Source organism: Terrabacter ginsenosidimutans (assembly GCF_039539425.1).
GTDB lineage: Bacteria > Actinomycetota > Actinomycetes > Actinomycetales > Dermatophilaceae > Terrabacter > Terrabacter ginsenosidimutans.
Window position 1 is genome coordinate 244,540 of sequence record NZ_BAABDC010000003.1, and the last position, 17,773, is coordinate 262,312.

General features: G+C 72.4%; 14 protein-coding genes. 6 read left to right on the top strand and 8 right to left on the bottom strand.

Going from position 1 to position 17,773, the window contains the following annotated elements; all coding sequences use genetic code 11:
* Positions 1-46 precede the first annotated feature (46 nt).
* A complete protein-coding gene (locus tag ABD831_RS11460) occupies positions 47-1,090 on the bottom strand; it encodes a ScyD/ScyE family protein (protein WP_344946129.1) in 1,044 nt (347 codons plus the stop codon).
* A 391-nt stretch (positions 1,091-1,481) separates the two neighbouring features.
* Between ABD831_RS11460 and ABD831_RS11465 the strand changes: the two genes are divergently transcribed.
* Entirely contained in the window at positions 1,482-3,113 is a 1,632-nt protein-coding gene (locus ABD831_RS11465) for a DEAD/DEAH box helicase (RefSeq protein ID WP_344946132.1), read from the top strand.
* A gap of 148 nt (positions 3,114-3,261) precedes the next feature.
* Here ABD831_RS11465 and paaI read toward each other — a convergent pair whose 3' ends face one another.
* On the bottom strand, positions 3,262-3,720 hold the full coding sequence (gene paaI / locus ABD831_RS11470) for a hydroxyphenylacetyl-CoA thioesterase PaaI (protein WP_344946135.1): 459 nt from the start codon (positions 3,718-3,720) through the stop codon (positions 3,262-3,264).
* 38 nt (positions 3,721-3,758) lie between these two features.
* Positions 3,759-5,012, bottom strand: coding sequence for a 3-hydroxyacyl-CoA dehydrogenase NAD-binding domain-containing protein (locus tag ABD831_RS11475; protein WP_344946138.1), 1,254 nt, complete (start codon positions 5,010-5,012; stop codon positions 3,759-3,761).
* Between the two features lie 105 nt (positions 5,013-5,117).
* Between ABD831_RS11475 and paaN the strand changes: the two genes are divergently transcribed.
* The 3 genes from paaN to ABD831_RS11490 all read left to right on the top strand — a co-directional run bounded on the left by paaN (position 5,118) and on the right by ABD831_RS11490 (position 9,504).
* Positions 5,118-6,842 (top strand): phenylacetic acid degradation protein PaaN, encoded by a 1,725-nt coding sequence (gene paaN, locus ABD831_RS11480; protein WP_344946141.1) that lies wholly within the window; start codon positions 5,118-5,120, stop codon positions 6,840-6,842.
* Between the two features lie 7 nt (positions 6,843-6,849).
* Entirely contained in the window at positions 6,850-8,247 is a 1,398-nt protein-coding gene (locus tag ABD831_RS11485; protein ID WP_344946144.1) for an MFS transporter, read from the top strand.
* A gap of 114 nt (positions 8,248-8,361) precedes the next feature.
* Positions 8,362-9,504, top strand: coding sequence for a hypothetical protein (locus ABD831_RS11490; protein ID WP_344946147.1), 1,143 nt, complete (start codon positions 8,362-8,364; stop codon positions 9,502-9,504).
* 26 nt (positions 9,505-9,530) lie between these two features.
* Here ABD831_RS11490 and ABD831_RS11495 read toward each other — a convergent pair whose 3' ends face one another.
* The 5 genes from ABD831_RS11495 to ABD831_RS11515 all read right to left on the bottom strand — a co-directional run bounded on the left by ABD831_RS11495 (position 9,531) and on the right by ABD831_RS11515 (position 15,747).
* Positions 9,531-9,911: a DUF1304 domain-containing protein gene (locus tag ABD831_RS11495; RefSeq protein WP_344946150.1), complete on the bottom strand. Its 381-nt coding sequence runs from the start codon at positions 9,909-9,911 to the stop codon at positions 9,531-9,533.
* 31 nt (positions 9,912-9,942) lie between these two features.
* Entirely contained in the window at positions 9,943-12,936 is a 2,994-nt protein-coding gene (locus tag ABD831_RS11500) for an AAA family ATPase (RefSeq protein ID WP_344946153.1), read from the bottom strand.
* 1 nt (position 12,937) lies between these two features.
* On the bottom strand, positions 12,938-14,134 hold the full coding sequence (locus ABD831_RS11505; protein WP_344946156.1) for an exonuclease SbcCD subunit D: 1,197 nt from the start codon (positions 14,132-14,134) through the stop codon (positions 12,938-12,940).
* 142 nt (positions 14,135-14,276) lie between these two features.
* On the bottom strand, positions 14,277-14,654 hold the full coding sequence (locus ABD831_RS11510) for a phage holin family protein (protein ID WP_344946159.1): 378 nt from the start codon (positions 14,652-14,654) through the stop codon (positions 14,277-14,279).
* Between the two features lie 4 nt (positions 14,655-14,658).
* Positions 14,659-15,747, bottom strand: coding sequence for an ATP-dependent 6-phosphofructokinase (locus tag ABD831_RS11515; RefSeq protein WP_142179335.1), 1,089 nt, complete (start codon positions 15,745-15,747; stop codon positions 14,659-14,661).
* A gap of 145 nt (positions 15,748-15,892) precedes the next feature.
* Between ABD831_RS11515 and hisC the strand changes: the two genes are divergently transcribed.
* A complete protein-coding gene (gene hisC / locus ABD831_RS11520; RefSeq protein WP_344946164.1) occupies positions 15,893-16,981 on the top strand; it encodes a histidinol-phosphate transaminase in 1,089 nt (362 codons plus the stop codon).
* Between the two features lie 83 nt (positions 16,982-17,064).
* A complete protein-coding gene (locus ABD831_RS11525) occupies positions 17,065-17,745 on the top strand; it encodes a hypothetical protein (RefSeq protein WP_344946169.1) in 681 nt (226 codons plus the stop codon).
* The last annotated feature ends 28 nt before the right edge of the window (positions 17,746-17,773 follow it).

The following is a 17,773-nucleotide window of genomic DNA, read 5'->3' on the forward strand; positions in this document are numbered from 1 at the left end:
CGGAGCGCCCCGCACCACCCCCGATGGTGTATGCCGGCCGGCCCGCTCAGCGCTTGAAGCGCTGCACCGAACCCGGGCCGCCCGTCTCGAAGTCGGCGAGCTGGCCGACGTAGAGGTAGGCGCCGTGGACCTCGACGGCGAGGGGGCGGTCGAGGGTGACGGCGGTGGACCGCTTGCCGTTCGCGAACTTCGTGACCTTGCCGCCGAAGAGCTCAGTGGCATAGAGGGTCCCGTCGGATGCGACGGCGACGTTCGTGGCGCCGAGCAGGCCGGAGGCTTCCACCCTCATCCCACCCGTGGCCGCGTTGACGGCGAAGACCTTCCCCCGGGCACCGAGAGCCGGGCTCTCCGGACCGCCCGGGAGGATCGAGACGTGCAGCGTCCCGTGCTGGTCGACCTCGACGTCGGTCGGGACCGGCTCGAAGGCGTAGGTCACCCCGGCGAGGCAGTCGAACGATCCGGGCGGGGCGCCGAACTCCTGGGCGATGCTGTCGGCCATCGCCTGCGTCAGGGTGACCGGCTGTGGCGGGAGCACCGCCACGGTCGAGACGTGCCCGGCGTTGTCGACCTTGACCACCGCGTTCATGCCGGCGTCGGCGACGTACCACCCCGACGGGCTCCATGCGACCGAGTACGGGTGCGAGTCGATGGCCCCGGTGTATGTCGCCTGGCCGCCGGTCAGCTGGCCGAGGATCGCCTCGGCGCAAGGGTTTCCGCCGGCGACGATGCCGTAGGTGTTGACCGAGTCCGGGTTGTGGGTGGCCTCGTAGCCCACGAAGTCTCCGAAGGCCTCGGCCCCGCCCCGGGAGTGGATCGTGAGGCCGCCGACGGCGTGCTCATCGTTGCTCCAGGCGTAGGCGTACGACTTCCCGTCCGGTGAGAAGTCGGCGCCCGCGAGGCCGGGTGCCTGCGCCAACGGGGTGTTGGAACCCACCTTCGCGAGGGTGCCGAAGGCGCCGTCGGCGACGTAGACGTTCTGCTGGTTGACCGCGAGGTTGAACGGTCCCAACTGGAAGTCCGAGAGGACCTTGTGCCAGTTGGCGCTGGCTGCGGAGGCCTGAGGGGCCCCTGCGGCTGCGGTCAGAGCCACCGCCAGCCCGCACGCCGCGGTGGCGACGAGTCTCGATCGCTTGTGTGAGCTGCTTCTTCCTGTGCTGTGCTGCATGCGCTTCCCCATCTCGAAGTCAAGGGTTGGGCCCGCCCCCGAACCGTGCCGCCCCCTGCGGCGTCCTCGACGTCGTGCCATCGACGGTAGGAGCGGGTGGCGCGGTTGTCCGAGGAATCGCCTCGGTTAACGTCCTCGGCGCCCGCTCCGGTAGTCTTTGTCCCAGCGGCCCGCCCAGTTCTGCCTCGGGCTGCTTCTTCTTGGCCTGGCGGAGTGTCGCCGGCCCCGTCGATTCGCTCTTGCGCCGCGACACCTCACAGCTGAGGCCGTCGCGCCGGGCAGAACGACCGCTTCCACTTCTTTGGAGTACCCACCTGTGTCCACTGACACGAACTTCGCCGCTCTCGGCGTGCCCAGCGACCTCGTCACCATCCTCGACGGGCTCGGCATCACCACCCCGACCCCCATCCAGGCCGCCACGCTGCCCGACTCCCTCGCGGGCCGCGACGTCCTCGGCCGTGGCCGCACCGGCTCGGGCAAGACGTACGCCTTCCTGCTGCCGCTGCTGACCCGACTGTCGCAGTCGCGCCGGAGCCGCCTGGCCCGCCGACCGCGCGCCCTGATCCTCGCCCCGACCCGCGAGCTGGTCACGCAGATCGACACCGCGATGGCCCCGCTCGCCAAGGCGCTCGGCCTCAACTCGCAGACGATCTTCGGCGGCGTCGGCCAGAACCCGCAGGTCCAGGGCCTCCGCAACGGCGTCGACGTCATCGTCGCCTGCCCGGGTCGCCTCGAGGACCTCATGCAGCAGGGCCACGTCATCCTCGACAGCATCGAAGTCACGATCCTCGACGAGGCCGACCACATGGCCGACCTCGGCTTCCTGCCGGGCGTGCGCCGGATCATGGAGAAGACGCCCCGCGACGGCCAGCGCCTCCTCTTCTCCGCGACGCTCGACGGCGCGATCAACGTCATCGTCAACAAGTTCCTGCACCAGCCGGTGACGCACGAGGCGGACTCGGCCCAGTCGCCGGTCTCGACGATGAGCCACCACGTGCTCCACGTCGACAACGGCTCGCACCTGCCGGTCATCCTCGACCTGACGGCGGCCCCCGGCCGCAAGGTCGTCTTCACGCGCACCAAGCACCGGGCCAAGAAGCTCGCCAAGCAGCTCAACGCCTCGGGAGTTCCGGCCGTCGAGCTGCACGGCAACCTCAGCCAGGGTGCCCGCACGCGCAACATGGACGACTTCCACTCGGGCCGTGCCCAGACGCTCGTCGCGACCGACATCGCCGCCCGTGGCATCCACGTCGACGACGTCGCGCTCGTGATCCACGCGGACCCGCCGGTCGAGCACAAGGCGTACCTCCACCGCTCGGGCCGCACGGCCCGCGCCGGCAACGACGGCATCGTCGTCACGATGATGCTCGACGAGCAGGTGCGCGACGTCCGCGACCTGACCCGCAAGGCCGGCATCAAGCCGACGACGACGCGCGTCCAGCTCGGCCACCCGCTCCTGACCGAGCTCGCCCCCGGCGACCGGTCGTATGCCGGGGGCCTCGTCCGCGAGGACGCCCCGGCCCGCTCGGGCTCCGGCTCGAACTCCGCCTCCGGCGGCTCCGGTCGTGGTCGCGGTCGTGGCCGCGGCACCGCCGGTGCCCCGGCCGGTGGACGTGGGGCCGGCTCCGGTCGCCCGGCGGCCGAGCGCCCCAGCGAGGGTGGACGCGGCCGTGGCCGCGGCGACCAGGGCTCTGACGCCCAGGGCGGTGGCGCCCGGGGTGCCGGCCGCTCCGGTGGTCGCGGTGCTGGCGCCGGTCGTGGTGCCGGTGCCGGTCGCGGAGGCCAGGGCAGCCAGGGCGAGACCGGTGGTCGCCGTTCGGGCGGCGCCGGCAGCGCGGGTGGCTCGGGTCGCCGCGGTGGCTCCCCGACCGTCTACTCGACGAGCAGCGGCGGCAGCGCCGCGTCGTTCTCCGCCGGCAGCCGCGCCGGCAGCCGCCGCTCCCGCTGACCCACCCCCACCCCCACCCGGCCCCTCTTCAACCGTCGAGAGGCCACGAATGGCCCCTCTTCAACCGTCGAGAGGCCACGAATGGCAGGCCGAATGTGGCCTTTCGACGGTGTTGAGGGGGCCAGATGTGGCCTCTCGACGGTGATGGTCAGGGGCGAGGACTCGCCAGGGTGCGGCTGCGGCCGCGGAACTCGGCGATGACCTGGCCGTCGGACTGACGCTTCACCGTCACGTCCGTGATGCCGCTGCGCCCGAACGCCGAACGCACGTGTCCCTCGGCGACGAGCACGTCACCGAGCCGGCCCGGCGCGGTGAAGGAGATGTCGGCCCCGGCCGCCACCGTGAGGCGCCCCCGCGAGTTGCAGGCAAGCGCGAAGCACGAGTCGGCCAGGGTGAAGATGTAGCCGCCGTGGCAGATGGCGTGGCCGTTGACCATGTCGTCGCGGATCGCCATCCGCACCACGGCGTGGTCCTGCTCGATGACGACGGCCTCCATGCCGAGACGGCGCGAGGCCTCGTCGTCGGCCCACATCTGCCGGGCGAAGTCGACCCCGGTGCCCTCGGCGGACCCGTCCGCCTCGTCGGTCGAGCTGGTCCCGCCAGCCACCACCGTCCCGTCATCACCTCGAGCCGACGGCGTCTCGCTCACCTGAGGCTCCCGTCGGTAAGGGCGGGGCTCGGTCGGTAGCGGCCGCCGGGATAGGCGTCGTCGAGCTCGGCGACCTGCCGGGCGACGACGTCGAAGCCGATCTCGCGGCCCCACTCGATGGGGCCCTTCGGGTAGCGGGTTCCGAGCCGCATCGCGGTGTCGACGTCGTCCGCGCTGGCCTCGCCACGGGCCACGAGGTCGACCGCCTCGTTGACGAGCATCGCCAGCGTCCGGGCCAGCGGGTCCGTCGCGACCGGTCCGCCGACGAGGCGCTCGGCGAGCTCGACGTCGGGCTCGGACCCGTCGACGGAGTCGTCCACCGAGCCGTCCGCGGCATACGTGTAGACGCCCCGGCCCGACTTGCGACCGAGCCGACCCGCCTCGACGAGACTCCGCTGGAAGGCCGTCGGCGCATAGCGCTCGTCGCGGCCCGTCTGCTCCCAGACCGACGTGCCGACGGCGAGGTTGACGTCCTGCCCGATGAAGTCGGTGAGCTCGAGGGGACCCATGGGGAAGCCACCCTTCTCGCGCAGAATCCAGTCGACCGTGGCGGCGTCGGCGATGCCGCTCTCGACGATCCGCTGCGCCTCCCCGTAGAAGGGCCGCGCCACCCGGTTGACGATGAAGCCCGGGGTCGAGCTGCACCGCACCGGCGTCTTGCCCCACGCGGCCATCAGCGCGGCGGCGTGCTCCACGAAAGCCCGGGCGGTGCGCTCACCGTGCACCACCTCGACCAGCTTCATGACGGGCGGCGGGTTGAAGAAGTGCAGGCCGAGCACGCGCTCCGGGTCCGTGACCTCGTGGGCGATGTCGTCGATGTCGATGCTCGACGTGTTCGTCGCGAGCACCGTGGTCGGCGGCTGCAGATCGGCGAGCTCGGCGAAGATCCGGCGCTTGAGGTCGAGGTCCTCGGGCACGGCCTCGATGACGAGACCGCAGTGGGGCAGCTCGTCGAGGGCCTCGGCCGGCGTGATCCGCCTCCGCACCGCCGTCGCGTCGTCGGCCGAGAGCCGTCCCTTTTCGACGAGGCGTGACAGGGATGCCCCGATCCGCTCGACCGCGGCGGCCGCAGCGCCGGCTGCGGCGTCGACGAGCGTGACTGCGTGACCGGCGGTCGCGGCGACCTGGGCGATGCCGGCCCCCATGGCACCGGCACCGACGACGCCGACGGGGCCGAACGGGGACCCCTCGTCCTCGTCGTCCGCTGGATCCCTGCGTGGTCGGTCGGGCTCGGTGACGTCCGTGTCCATGCCCGCCATCCTGCCGCGTCACCCGCCCCGTGTGGGCGGCGGGAGGCCGCGCGACTGCGCCTGACGGCATACGGCAGCGGTGGGGGCCGGGGCTAGCATCGACCCGTGACTGCACCGGCAACGACGCCCACCCACCCCTTGCTCGACGCTCACGCAGGAGTCCTCGACGAGATCCGTCAGGCCCTGGCGAGCCGCTCCTGGTACTCGCGCTACCCCGAGTCGCCGAGCCCGCGCGTCTACGGCGAGACCGCCGCGGCCGACGGGCTGAGCGCGCACGAGGCGCACCTGGACGGGGCGTATGCCGCCCTGTCGAGCCAGCCGACAGACGGCACCTTCGTGGGCAGCGAGGTCTCGCCCTACGGTCCGACGCTCGGGGTCACCTACCCGGCGCTCGACGTCGACGCCGGGCTCGCGGCCGCGCGGGCCGCGATGCCGGCCTGGCGCGACGCAGGTCCGCAGGTGCGGGCCGCGGTGTGCGTCGAGATCGTCGACCGCATCAACAAGCGCAGCTTCGAGATCGCCAACGCCGTCATGCACACGTCGGGGCAGCCGTTCGTCATGTCGTTCCAGGCCGGCGGCCCGCACGCGCAGGACCGCGCGATCGAGGCGGTCGCGGCCGGCCTCGTCGAGCAGGAGCGCGTGCCCGCCTCCGTCGTCTGGGAGAAGCCCGGTCGCGACCGCGAGGGCAACCCGGCGCCCACGCGCATGCAGAAGGACTACCGGCTCGTGCCGCGCGGGGTGGCGCTCGTCATCGGCTGCAACACGTTCCCGACGTGGAACGCCTACCCCGGCATCTTCGCCTCCCTCGTCACCGGCAACCCGGTCGTCGTCAAGCCGCACCCGCGCGCCGTCCTGCCGCTCGCGATCTCCGTCGAGGTCGCGCGGGAGGTGCTCGCCGAGGCCGGCTTCGACCCCGCACTCGTGCAGCTCGCCGCCGAGGCCGACGGTCAGGGCCTGGCCAAGACCCTCGCCGAGCGCGACGACGTCGCGATCATCGACTACACCGGCGGCCCGACGTTCGGCGCGTGGCTCGAGGAGTCCGGGGCCGCCCACGGCAAGCTCGTCTACACCGAGAAGGCCGGCCTCAACTCGATCGTCATCGACTCGACCGACAACCTCAAGGGGATGCTCGGCAACCTCGCCTTCAGCCTCACGCTCTACTCCGGCCAGATGTGCACGGCCCCGCAGAACCTCTACGTCCCCGAGGATGGCATCGACACCGACGAGGGACACCTGTCGTTCGACGAGCTCGGCGACCGGCTCGCCGGTGCCGTCGGCCGGCTGACCGGTGACGACGCCAAGGCCGTCGAGCTGCTCGGCGCCACGGTCAACGACCAGGTGCGCGACAACGCCGAGTCGCTCGCCTCGATCGCTGCCGACGCCGAGGGCCGCGTCGTGCTCGACTCTCGCCGCGTGACGCACCCGACGTGGGCCGACGCCGTCGTGCGCGCCCCTGGCCTGGTCGCCGTGGACGTCGCGCGCGAGGACGTCTACACGCAGGAATGCTTCGGCCCCGTCGGCTTCCTCATCCGAACGGCCTCGACCGAGCAGTCGCTCGCGCAGCTCGCCGACACGGTGCGCGAGCACGGCGCGATGACGGCTGCCGTCTACTCGACCAGTGACGCGGTGCTCGATGCGGCACGCGATGCGGCCGCCGAGGGGGGAGTTGCCTTGTCCGAGAACCTGACCGGCCAGATCTTCGTCAACCAGACCGCGGCGTTCTCGGACTTTCACGGCACCGGTGCCAACCCGGCCGCCAACTCCGCCTACACCGACGCCGCCTTCGTGGCCAACCGCTTCCGCGTCATCACGTCGCGCCGTCACGTCTGAGGTCGGCATGGTCCTGGCTCCTACCTCGGTCGACCGGGCGACTCTGCAGCGCAAGGTCATTCGCACGCTCGTCGGGTCGCAGATCCTCGGTGGTGTCGGGATGGCGTGCGGCATCGCCGTCGGTGCCCTCCTCGCCGAGGACCTCAGCGGCACGGAGGCACTGGCAGGTGTGGGGACGACCGCCCAGGTGCTCGGCACTGCGCTGCTGACGATCCCGGTGGCGCGGGCGACCGCTGCCCGCGGTCGCCGCGTCGGCCTGCGGTGGGGACTGGCAGTGGCGTTCGTCGGCGCAGCGCTCGTGCTCGTCGCCGCCGTGCTGCGCTCGTTCCCGCTCTTCGTCGTCGGCATGTTCCTCTTCGGCGGTGGCACCACCGCGAACAACCAGGCGAGGTATGCCGCGGCCGACCTCGCCGCGCCCGTCCACCGGGGCCGCGACCTGTCGATCGTCGTCTGGGCCACGACGATCGGCTCCGTCGCGGGCCCGAACCTCGTCGGGCCGGGCAAGGCGCTGGCGAACACCCTCGGTCTGCCGGAGCTCGCGGGGACGTTCCTCTTCTCGCTGGTCGGCTTCGTGCTGGCGTGGCTCGTCGTCGACCGGCTGCTGCGACCCGACCCACTGCTCACCGCCCGCGCGCTCGACGCCGCCGACCGTGCTGACGCGGCGCACCGTGCTGACGCGGCCGACCGTGCCGAGGTGACCGGCCGTGCTGACGCGGCCCACCGTGCTGACGCGGCCGAGCCCGTGCCGGCCGACGTCGTGGCGGACCCGTCCTCGGGGGGCGTGGCCGACGTGCCCAACCACGACGGGTCCATGCGCCGCGGCCTCGCCGTGGTGCGGACGAACCCGCCGGCCCTTCAGGCGATGCTCGTGATGGCGCTCGGACACCTCGTGATGGTCAGCGTCATGGTGATGACGCCGATCCACATGAAGCACGGTCACGCCGAGCTCGAAGTCATCGGCTTCGTCATCTCGGTGCACATCCTCGGGATGTTCGCCCTGTCGCCCCTCGTCGGGGCAGCGGTCGACCGCTGGGGTGCCCCGCCCGTCGCCATGGCCGGCGGCGTCGTGCTCACCCTCGCGTCCCTGCTCGCCTCCCGCTCGCAGGCCGGGTGGTCCGGTCTGCTGCTTGTCGCGCTCTTCCTGCTCGGGGTGGGCTGGTCGTGCACGCTCGTGTCGGGGTCGACGCTGCTCACCTCGGTGGTCGCGACCGACGAACGGCCCGCGACCCAGGGCCTGGCGGACGTGGTCATGGGCCTGGCAGGCGCCGGGGGAGGCGTGGCGGCCGGAGTCGTCGTGGGCTCGCTCGGCTACTCCGCCCTCGCGTCGGGATCAGCCGTCGTCGGCGTCGTGATCCTCGTCGTGGGTGCGGCCCGGGTCGGACGCACGGAGGCCGCCGTCGGCTGAACACCCCTCGGGCGCGGATGGCCTCTTTGCCTCCCGTGACCCGGGCGGGCGAGTACGGTGCGAGCAGGGACGGCGGCTGTCGTCCGCTCGTGGCGGCCGCACTGGGAGGCGCACATGCCGGCGAGTAGCGTCACGGTGGTCACCGCCATCCGGCTCGGCTGGGCAGTCGCGGAGGTGCGCGGACGGCACTGGCCCCGCGGCCCGCGCACCCGCTCGACACCGATGCCACTCCAGCCCCGGGACGTGCTCCCGCTGCGCTCTCAGCGGGTCGGGTCGGCCTCGCGTCAAGAGGCGCTGGCCTCGCTCATCTCGCTGGCGAGCATCGTGGAGCTCGACGACGGCGGCGCCTTCGGCGTTGAGCTCACGGACATCCTCGGGGCGCTGGACTCCCGCGGTACCGCCTCCACCGAGACCGTCTGGCCCGAGGTCGCCGCGTTCTTCCTCCGCTGGGACGCGCGGTTCCAGGACGTGCTGGTGACCCGCTCCGAGGCCCTCGCCAACGGCTACCTGCTCGGCCGCGGCCTTGCCGAGTGCTTCTGGGGGCTGGGGCCGGAGACGGAGTGGACCATCGACGGAGCGGTCAGTGCGGTGTCTCCGGCCTTCCTCCTCGGGGCCGACCGGAGACGGGAGCTGAGCCGCATGCTGGGGCGGCTCGAGCCCGGCACGACGCACGAGCTGACCCCGGCGGCCGTGGCGGGCAGCCTCGAGGCCTGGGGAGTCGTCGTCGCCGACACCGCCTGGTCGCACGACCCGCACCTGCCCGACGTGCTCTACGAGCAGGTGCGCCGGTGGTACCAGCTCATCGTGCTGGCGCAGGATCCGACCACCCTCATCCGGCCGTACGCCCGGCTGGCCAACCCGACGAACCTCGTCAAGGCCGCCCGGATGTTCTGGCCGCAGATCGTCCTCGCCCTCGTCTCGGTGGCCCTCGTGGCGGCGTTCTTCACCGTGGTGGGCGGCGAAGGGTCCGCCGGCCCGACGCCGGTCTGGCTGTCGTCACTGCTCGCCACCGGAGGTTTCGGCGCGTTCGCTGCTGCCGGTCTGCTGGCCAAGGGCCAGAGCGCGGCACAGCGACTCGTGACGCGCCTGCGGCAGGACGCCTACACCGATCTCGTCGCGGTGAGCGTCACGACCGTGCCGTCGCCGCCCGTTCCAGAGGGTGGCGGTCAGCGCCGTCGGGGGATCGGGCGGCGCCTGGTCGAGGCAGCCGTCCGGCGGCGCCTGCTCACCACGCCGACGACGCCACCGCCGGGCTGACCGGCTGACCGGCTGACCGGAGGCAATCAGGCGAGCAGGGTCAGCACGAAGCCGATGAGCGGCAGCGTCCCCTGGGTCAGGGCGGCACGCAGGTAGCGGAGCCCCGTCGTCACGAGGACGGTCGCGGCCAGCACCATCGATCCGGTGCAGAAGAGGACGAGCGTGCTCCCGGCCGTGTCGTGACCGGTCCACCAGAGCACGAGCCCGAGGCCCGCGCCGAGGCCGAGGAAGAGGTTGTAGAAACCCTGGTTGTAGGCCATCGGACGGGTGACCTCAGCCGCGGCCTGGTCGGCCACGCCGAAGCGCCTCCAGACCTCGGGTCGGGTCCAGCCCACGCTCTCCATCCAGAAGATGTAGACGTGCAGCAGCGCGGCCAGCCCGACGAACACGCTCGCGGCGATCTTCATGCCCCGGATCGTAGGCCCTGACGTCTCCCGGTCAGGCGGTGATGCGCAGGGTGCTCGTGCGGTCGGGCCGGACGAGCACCTCGATGCGGTCGGCGACGCGCGACTTCAGCTCGGTGACGTGGCTGACGATGCCGACGGTGCGCCCGCCCTCACGGAGTCCCTCGAGCGTGTGCATGACGTCGTCGAGCACGTCGGGGTCGAGGGTGCCGAAGCCCTCGTCGACGAAGAGCGTGCCGAGGTCGACGCCGCCGGACTCGGCCCGCACCACCTCGGCCAGTGCGAGGGCCAGCGACAGCGAGACGTAGAAGGTCTCGCCACCTGAGAGCGTGCCGACCTCGCGGACCTGGTTGGTGTGCATGTCGTGGACGCGCACGCCGAGACCCGACTTGGCGTTGCCCTTCTTCGCGTCGGTGTGCTCGAGCGTGTAGCGGCCCCCGGAGAAGCGGCCGAGCTCGGTGTTGGCGGCCGACAGCACCTCGGTGAAGCGACGGATGAGGACGTACTTCGCCAGGTCGAGGTTGAGCTGGTTGTCCCCGTTGCCGGCGACGAGCTGGCCGACCCGCACGGCGTCGGCGGTCTCGGCGATGACCGCGGCGTTGCGCCCGAGGGCCTCTCGGATGTCGGTGACCCGGCGCTTGGTGCGCGACACCTGGTCGCGGAGGCTGCCGTGCTCGTTGGTCGCGGCCTCCATCTCCTTCTTGGCCGTGGCGGCGAGGGCCTCGAGCTGGACGATGTCGTCGAAGAGCGCGTCGAGCTGCACGTCGGCGAGCTCGGGCCCGGTGAGGCCGGCCCGAACCTGGGTGCAGGCGCGCTCGAACTCCGCGATCTCGCGGGTCCTGGCGTTGATCCACTCGGCGCCGCGGTCGGCGGCCATCCACTCCGTGACGTCGGTGAAGCCGAACTGGGCGAGGTCGGCGTCGCGGGCTGCGGTGTCCTCGGCGACCGATGCCGCCGCGACGTCACGCTGGCCGAGGGCGTCGACGAGCGCGTCGATGCGGGAGGCCCCGGCGACGAGGTCGGCGCGTCGCGCCGTGACGCTCGGGTGTCCGTCGCGGGCGGCCGTGACGACGGCGGTCTCCTCGGCGATGCGGGTGTCGAGGTCGGCCAGGGACTGCTCGGTGCGAGCCAGGTCGGCGCCGAGCCCACTCGCCTGCGCCGAGAGGGTGTCGACGCGGTCGCGGAGCTCGGTCACCCTCGCCGCCCCTGCTTCGACGTCCGAGCGGGCCCGCACCGACGCGGCGAGCTCGCGTGCCGCGGTCTCGGCCCGCGCCCGTGCGGTCGCGACATCGAGGCCGTCGCACCGGGCCGCGAGCTCACGCACCTCCGACCTGAGCGTGCCGAGGGACTCGGCGGCGAGCGTGGCCTGCTGGCGGAGCCGTGCGACGCGGGCCTCCTCGCCCTCGATCTGTTCGGGCGTGACGGCATCGACCGTCGGGTGGGCGGGGGACGGGTGCTCCACGGACCCGCACACCGGGCACGGGTCACCTTCGACGAGGGAGAGCCCGAGCTCGCCGGCGATGCCCTCGATGCGGGCCAGGCGCAGACCGGCCAGCGAGGTCTCGGCGGTGGCGACCGTCGACAGCGCCGAGCTCGCCGTCGACTCTGCGCGTGGCACGCGGGCCGCGGCTGCCTCGTGGGCCACCGCGGCCTCGAGCCGGTCCTTGGCCCGTTCGCCCTCGGCCGCGCGTCCGTCGAGGAGCGCCGCGACCCGCCGCGCCTCGGTCAGCGCCTCCTCGTGCGTGGCGATCGTCGCGGGCAGCGCCTCGAGCTCGGTCGTCACGGCGGTCGCCGACCGGCGCATGCCGTCCAGGCGTTCACGCAGCTGTGTGAGCTCCCGGACGCGGTTCGGGAGGGCGCCCTCGAGCGCGATGGCGCCGGTGAGGGAGCCGACGACCTCTCGCGCCCGGGCCGCGGCCTCACGCAGAGCGGCAGGCCCGCGGTCGCGCAGCGTCGGATCGACATGGGACCGGGCCTGCGTCAGGGCGGCCTCGGCGCGCTTGAGCGCCGCCTCGGACTGGGCCAGGGTGCGCACGGCGCCGGCGACCGGACGCGCCTGGCGCGCCCGCGCGACCTCCTCGCCGAGCTGCTGGAAGGTCACCGCCTGCTTGCCGAGGTCGTGCTCCTGCTGCTGGAGCTGCATGAGCCGCTCCCGGCGCTGCATGCGCAGCCGGGCGTCGCTGACCATGTCGGCCATCTGCTTGTGGGTCTCGATCGCCTCTCGGCTCGCCTTGCCGGCGTGGCGCTCGCGCGTGGTCAGCTCGTCGACGACCTGGGCGAGCTCGGCCTCGAGGGACTCGGGCGCGGTGCGGCTCAGCGTCTCGAGGACGTCGCGGCGCTCCGTCTCGAGCCCGGCCGACACCGCGAGCGCGTGCACCGCGAGGCGGATCTCGTCGACGGCGGACTGCCGCCGGGCCTGGGCCGTGCGGCCGGCCTCGACGATCTCGTCCTGGACGCGGCGGAAGAAGGCCGTTCCGAAGACCTTCTCGAGCAGCTTGCCCTTGTCCTCGGACCGGGCGCGCAGGAAGGTCGCGAACTCGCCCTGCGGCAGGATCACGGTCTGCACGAACTGGTCGCGCGTGAGCCCGACGGCCCGCGTGATCTCGTCGTCGCAGTCCCCGATGTTCGTCGAGAGCAGCTCGCCGCCCTCGAGGTCGTCGGGCGTCTGCAGCCGCCACAGCTTGATCGTCGGCTGCTGCACCGTGCTGCCCTCGCCCCGCGACTTGGGCCGCTCGAAGCGCGGCGTGCGCTGCACGCGGTACAGCCCCGACTGGGTCTCGAAGACGAGGACGACGACGGGCACCGTGCGCGGGTCGGCGTGGTGGGAGTGGATGCGCTCGACGTCGGCGGAGGCCTGGGCGACCTTGCCGTAGAGGGCGAAGGTGATGGCGTCGATGATCGTCGACTTGCCCGAGCCCGTGGGGCCCTCGAGCAGGAAGAGGCCGGCGCGCCCGACGGTGGTGAAGTCGATGACCTCGGTGCCGGCATACGGCCCGATGGCTGTCATGGACAGGTGGTGGAGCTGCACGTCAGGCCACCTCCTGCGCCTCGGACCGGTGCTGGGCCCTCACCGCGGCCTCGAAGCCCGCCTCGAAGATGTCGATCTCGCCGCCGCTCGCCTCGGTCTTGGTGACGTAGGCGATGAAGTCGGAGCCGAGCTCGCGCGGGTCGCGCTCGCTGACGACGGTCGTCCCCGACCGTCCGCGGTCGATGGCGCCGTCGGGCTCGTGGAAGACCTGCAGGGCGTGCGGGAAGCGGGACTTGAGGCGGTCCATGAGCGAGTCGGGCCGCACGCGGTCCGTCACCGTGACCCGGACCCACGAGTCCTCGGCACCGGCGAAGTCGGCTGACCCGAGCAGCTCGTCGAGACGGCCACGCAGGGTCGCCATGGAGCGGGGCTGCACGATCTCGACCGGGGTCACGCGCGCCGGCCCCGCGGCGTCGAGGTCGACGAGGAGGACGACCTTGTCCTGCTCCTGCTCGGAGAAGGAGTAGCGCAGCGGCGAGCCGGAGTAGCGCACGACCGAGCCCTCGGCTCCCTCGGGCGACTGCGGGCCGTGCAGGTGACCGAGGGCGGCGTAGTCGATGCCCTCGAAGACGGTGCCGGCCACCCGGTCGACACCGCCGACCATGATCGAGCGCTCGGAGTCGCTCGGCTCGGCGCCCGCCACGAACGCGTGGGCCAGCACGACGGAGCGCACGCCGGTCCGGTCGGCGAGGTCGGCGCGGATGCGGTCGCACGCCGCCCCGACGACGGCCTGGTGCGAACGCGGCAGAGGCTCCCCGCCACCGGCCAGCGCAACTCGCGCGTGGTCGGGGTCGAGGTAGGGGATGCCGTAGACCGCCGCCTGCACGCCGTCGCTGCCCTCGAGGAGCATGGGCAGGTCGAGCTGCCCCAGGTCGGTCACCATGCGGATGCTGTCGCGGAAGAGCCCGGCGCCGTAGCCGAGCCGGATCGCCGAGTCGTGGTTGCCCGAGGTGACGACGACGGTCGTGACGGCCGAGAGGCGGGACAGGGTCCACTCGAAGAGCTGGACCGACTCGACGGGCGGCACACCGCGGTCGTAGACGTCGCCGGCGACGAGCACCGCGTCGACGGGGATGCCGTCGGGCGGGTCCTCGACGAGCTCGCAGATGCGCTCCAGGACAGCCGTCTGCGCCTCGTGGAGGTTCACGCCGTGGAGCGTGCGCCCGAGGTGCCAGTCGGAGGTGTGGAGCAACCGCATGCCACGACGGTAGGACCCCGCACCGACACCTTCACCACCGACACCCCGTCGGCGGCCACGGTCGTGGCCGAACGGGCCGGCGTATGCCGTGAGCCCGCCCTCCGGACGGAAGGCGGGCTCACGGCATACGGGCTCGGGACGCTCAGTCGGTCTTGATGAAGCTGAGGAGCATCGACACGAAGGTGATGATCAGGGCGCCGAACACGGCGTCCCAGAAGAAGTTCTCGACGTGGAAGGAGAGGTCGAACTTGCCCGCCAGCCACGACGTCAGCTCGAGCATCAGCGCGTTGACGATGAAGACGAACAGGCCCAGCGTCAGGATGATGAGCGGCAGCGAGATCAGCTTGAGGATGGGCTTGATGAAGAAGTTCACGATGCCGAAGATCAGGGCCACGATCACGACGGTCCAGACGACCTGACCGGTCGTGCCGCCGCCGAAGGTGATGCCGGGGATGGCCCACGCGGCCACCCACAGTGCGACGGCGTTGATGACCGTCTGCAGCGCGAAGTTGAGGAGCATGCGCTCAGTGTTCCACGGGCGTGGGCGTGTCGGCGGGAAGCCCGGGGTGCTCGTCGCCGGGGATGCGCGGCTGGAACATCGCGTTGAGGCGCAGCAGGTCGGGCTCGACCGTCTTGAGCGTGCCGACGGCGTCGGCGAGCGCCACGCGCTCGATGCGTCCCCTCTGGAGGGCGACCATCTGGCCCCACGCCCCGTCGAGGGCGGCCTCGACCGCCGCGACGCCGAAGCGGGTGCCGAGCACGCGGTCGAAGGCGACGGGCGACCCACCGCGCTGGATGTGGCCGAGCGCCGTCATGCGGCTCTCGATTCCGGTGCGGCCCTGGATCTCCCGGGCGAGGATCGAGCCGATGCCGCCGAGGATCTGGTGGCCGTACTTGTCGATCTCCGGCGCGGGGATCTCCATGGTGCCGGCCTTGGGCAGGGCGCCCTCGGCGACGACGACGATGGTGGCGAAGCGGCCCTTCTTGTGCCGGTGCACGATCCGCTCGCACACCTCGTCGATGTCGAAGGGCTCCTCCGGCACGAGGGTGATGGCGGCGCCGCCGGCCAGCCCGGACCAGATCGCGATGTGGCCGACGTGGCGCCCCATGACCTCGACGACGAGGACGCGGTGGTGCGACTCGGCGGTGGTGTGGAGCCGGTCGATGGCGTCGGTGCAGATCTGCACCGCCGTCTGGAAGCCGAACGTCATCTCCGTCAGGGAGATGTCGTTGTCGATGGTCTTGGGCACGCCGATGACGGGAAAACCGTTCTCGTGCAGGCGGTTGACGACACCCATCGAGCCCTCGCCGCCGATGCCGATGATGGCGTCCAGGCCGTGCCGGTCGTAGGCCTTGCGGACGCGCTTGAGGCCGTCCTCGTGGGCGAAGGGCTGGTCGCGGCTCGTGCCGAGGATCGTGCCGCCGAGGGGCAGGATGCCGCGGCACCGGTCGACGTCGAGGATCTCGTAGTCGTTGTCCATGACCCCGCGCCACGCGTTGCGGAAGCCGATGACGGTGCTGTCGTAGGTGACCTCGGCGGCGCGGGTCGCGCCCCGGATGACGGCGTTGAGGCCGGGACAGTCCCCGCCCCCGGTGAGGATGCCGATGCGCATGATCTGACTTTCGGAGAGAGGGCATGAAGAAGGTGTCGAGGCGGCGGTGGCGCGACGATGTGACTCTAGCCACAGACCGGGGGCGCCGTCAGGGGAGCGTCCATGGGGCGGTCGCCGCCGTGGACACTGCCTCTACAGTTCGGATATGAGCGACACCGCCGAGAACACCGTCCGTCTGCGCGACGTGCTGGCGCAGATGCCCGACTACAAGCCCGGCAAGCCGGCCGCGGCACCCCCGGGCGTCACGGCATACAAGCTCTCGTCCAACGAGAACCCCTACGGTCCGCTCCCGTCGGTGCTCGCCGCGATCGACGACGCGGCGACCACCGTCAACCGCTACCCCGACATGGCCGTCACGGCGCTCACCGAGCGGCTCGCGAAGGCGCTCGACGTGCCGGCCGAGTGCATCGCGACGGGCACCGGCTCGGTCGCGGTCCTCGCCCAGATCGTCAACGCCGCGTGCGACGCCGGCGACGAAGTCGTCTTCGCGTGGCGCTCGTTCGAGGCCTACCCGATCGTCACGCAGCTTGCCGGCGCGAAGCCGGTCATGGTGGGTCTCGACGAGCAGGCGCGCCACCGCCTCGACGCGATGTTCGGCGCGATCACCGACCGCACCCGCGTCATCCTCGTCTGCACGCCCAACAACCCGACCGGCCCGTGCGTGCACCAGGCCGAGCTCGAGGCCTTCCTCGACAAGGTGCCGAGCGACGTCATCGTCGTCGTCGACGAGGCGTACGTCGAGTTCGTCCGCGACCCCGAGGCGGTTCGCGGTCTCGACGTGTGGCGCCACCGGCCCAACGTCGTCGTCCTGCGCACCTTCTCCAAGGCGTACGGCCTCGCAGGGCTGCGGGTGGGGTATGCCGTCGCGCACCCTCCCGTCGCCGCTGCCCTGCGCAAGACGGCCACGCCGTTCGGCGTCAACTCGGTCGCGCAGGTCGCCGCCATCGCCTCCCTCGACGCCTTCGACGAGCTGGCCGAGCGCGTCGAGTCGCTCGTCGCCGAGCGCGACCGGGTGGTGCAGGCCCTGACGGACCAGGGCTGGAAGCTGCCGCAGTCCGACGCGAACTTCGTCTGGTTCCCGCTCGGCGCGGACTCCACGTCGTTCTCGCAGGCCTGTGCCGAGGCCGGGCTCACGGTGCGTCAGTACGGCGACGACGGTGTGCGCGTCACGATCGGCGAGGTCGAGGCCAACTCGCGCCTCATCGAGGTCGCCGCGGCCTTCGGCGCCCGCTGACAGGGTCGATCGGGGCGACAATGGGCTGAACCGCGCGTCGTCGCGCGGGCGTCGTTGCTGGGCGGACGCGCAGGAGGTCGTGGATGAGCACGGTGCGGGACTGGTTCACCGGCCGCTGGCTCAGCGGCGGCCTCGCGCTGCTCGGGGTCCTGCTCGTCGTGCCGTCGCTGCTCTCGCCGACGTGGGAGATGTCGGTGTCGGACCGCGAGCACGGCTCGGTGCTCTCGCGCCAGTGGGAGTGGAGCTGGGGGCGCGTCCGGCAGACCGGCCTCGAGGGCGTCGAGCTGCGCGACGAGTGGAACCCCGTCGGCCTCGCCGTCATCGTGGTGCTCCTCGTCGCGGCCCTCGCCGGCGTCGCCGTGTGGGCGGCCCGCCGCGGCGCGTGGGGTCGCGTGGCAGGGCTCGTGGCGGTCGGGCTGCTGGCGGGGCGCGTGCTGACGACGGTGTCCGACCGGGTGGGCCGGTCGATCGACGAGATGGACCAGGGCGCGTCCGGCCTCTCGGTCCGCACCGGGATGACGTCGGCCGGGTCGCTCGAGACGGCCGCGGCGGTGGTCCTCGTGGTCGCCGTCGCGACCATGGTCTTCGCGGCGCTGCGCGACGAGCGGACGGGCGGGGCCGGGGACCCCGAACCCTCCGGGCACGGGACTCGCGAGGCGCGGGTGGGCCGCGCCGCGCCGGCGGATGAGACCGTGGGTCTGCGACCACCCGGTGAGCACCTCTCCGGACCGGCCGTCGATCTCGTGGAGGAGGAGCGAGGGTGAGCGAAGCATCCCGCCCGGGCGGCGGCTT

Excerpts from the sequence above, each read along its gene's own strand:
- ABD831_RS11475 (WP_344946138.1), bottom strand. The coding sequence starts at position 5,012 with ATGGACACGGACGTCACCGAGCCCGACCGACCACGCAGGGATCCAGCG.
- ABD831_RS11485 (WP_344946144.1), top strand. The coding sequence starts at position 6,850 with ATGGTCCTGGCTCCTACCTCGGTCGACCGGGCGACTCTGCAGCGCAAG.
- ABD831_RS11490 (WP_344946147.1), top strand. The coding sequence starts at position 8,362 with ATGCCGGCGAGTAGCGTCACGGTGGTCACCGCCATCCGGCTCGGCTGG.
- ABD831_RS11495 (WP_344946150.1), bottom strand. The coding sequence starts at position 9,911 with ATGAAGATCGCCGCGAGCGTGTTCGTCGGGCTGGCCGCGCTGCTGCAC.
- ABD831_RS11505 (WP_344946156.1), bottom strand. The coding sequence starts at position 14,134 with ATGCGGTTGCTCCACACCTCCGACTGGCACCTCGGGCGCACGCTCCAC.
- ABD831_RS11510 (WP_344946159.1), bottom strand. The coding sequence starts at position 14,654 with ATGCTCCTCAACTTCGCGCTGCAGACGGTCATCAACGCCGTCGCACTG.
- ABD831_RS11515 (WP_142179335.1), bottom strand. The coding sequence starts at position 15,747 with ATGCGCATCGGCATCCTCACCGGGGGCGGGGACTGTCCCGGCCTCAAC.
- hisC (WP_344946164.1), top strand. The coding sequence starts at position 15,893 with ATGAGCGACACCGCCGAGAACACCGTCCGTCTGCGCGACGTGCTGGCG.
- ABD831_RS11525 (WP_344946169.1), top strand. The coding sequence starts at position 17,065 with ATGAGCACGGTGCGGGACTGGTTCACCGGCCGCTGGCTCAGCGGCGGC.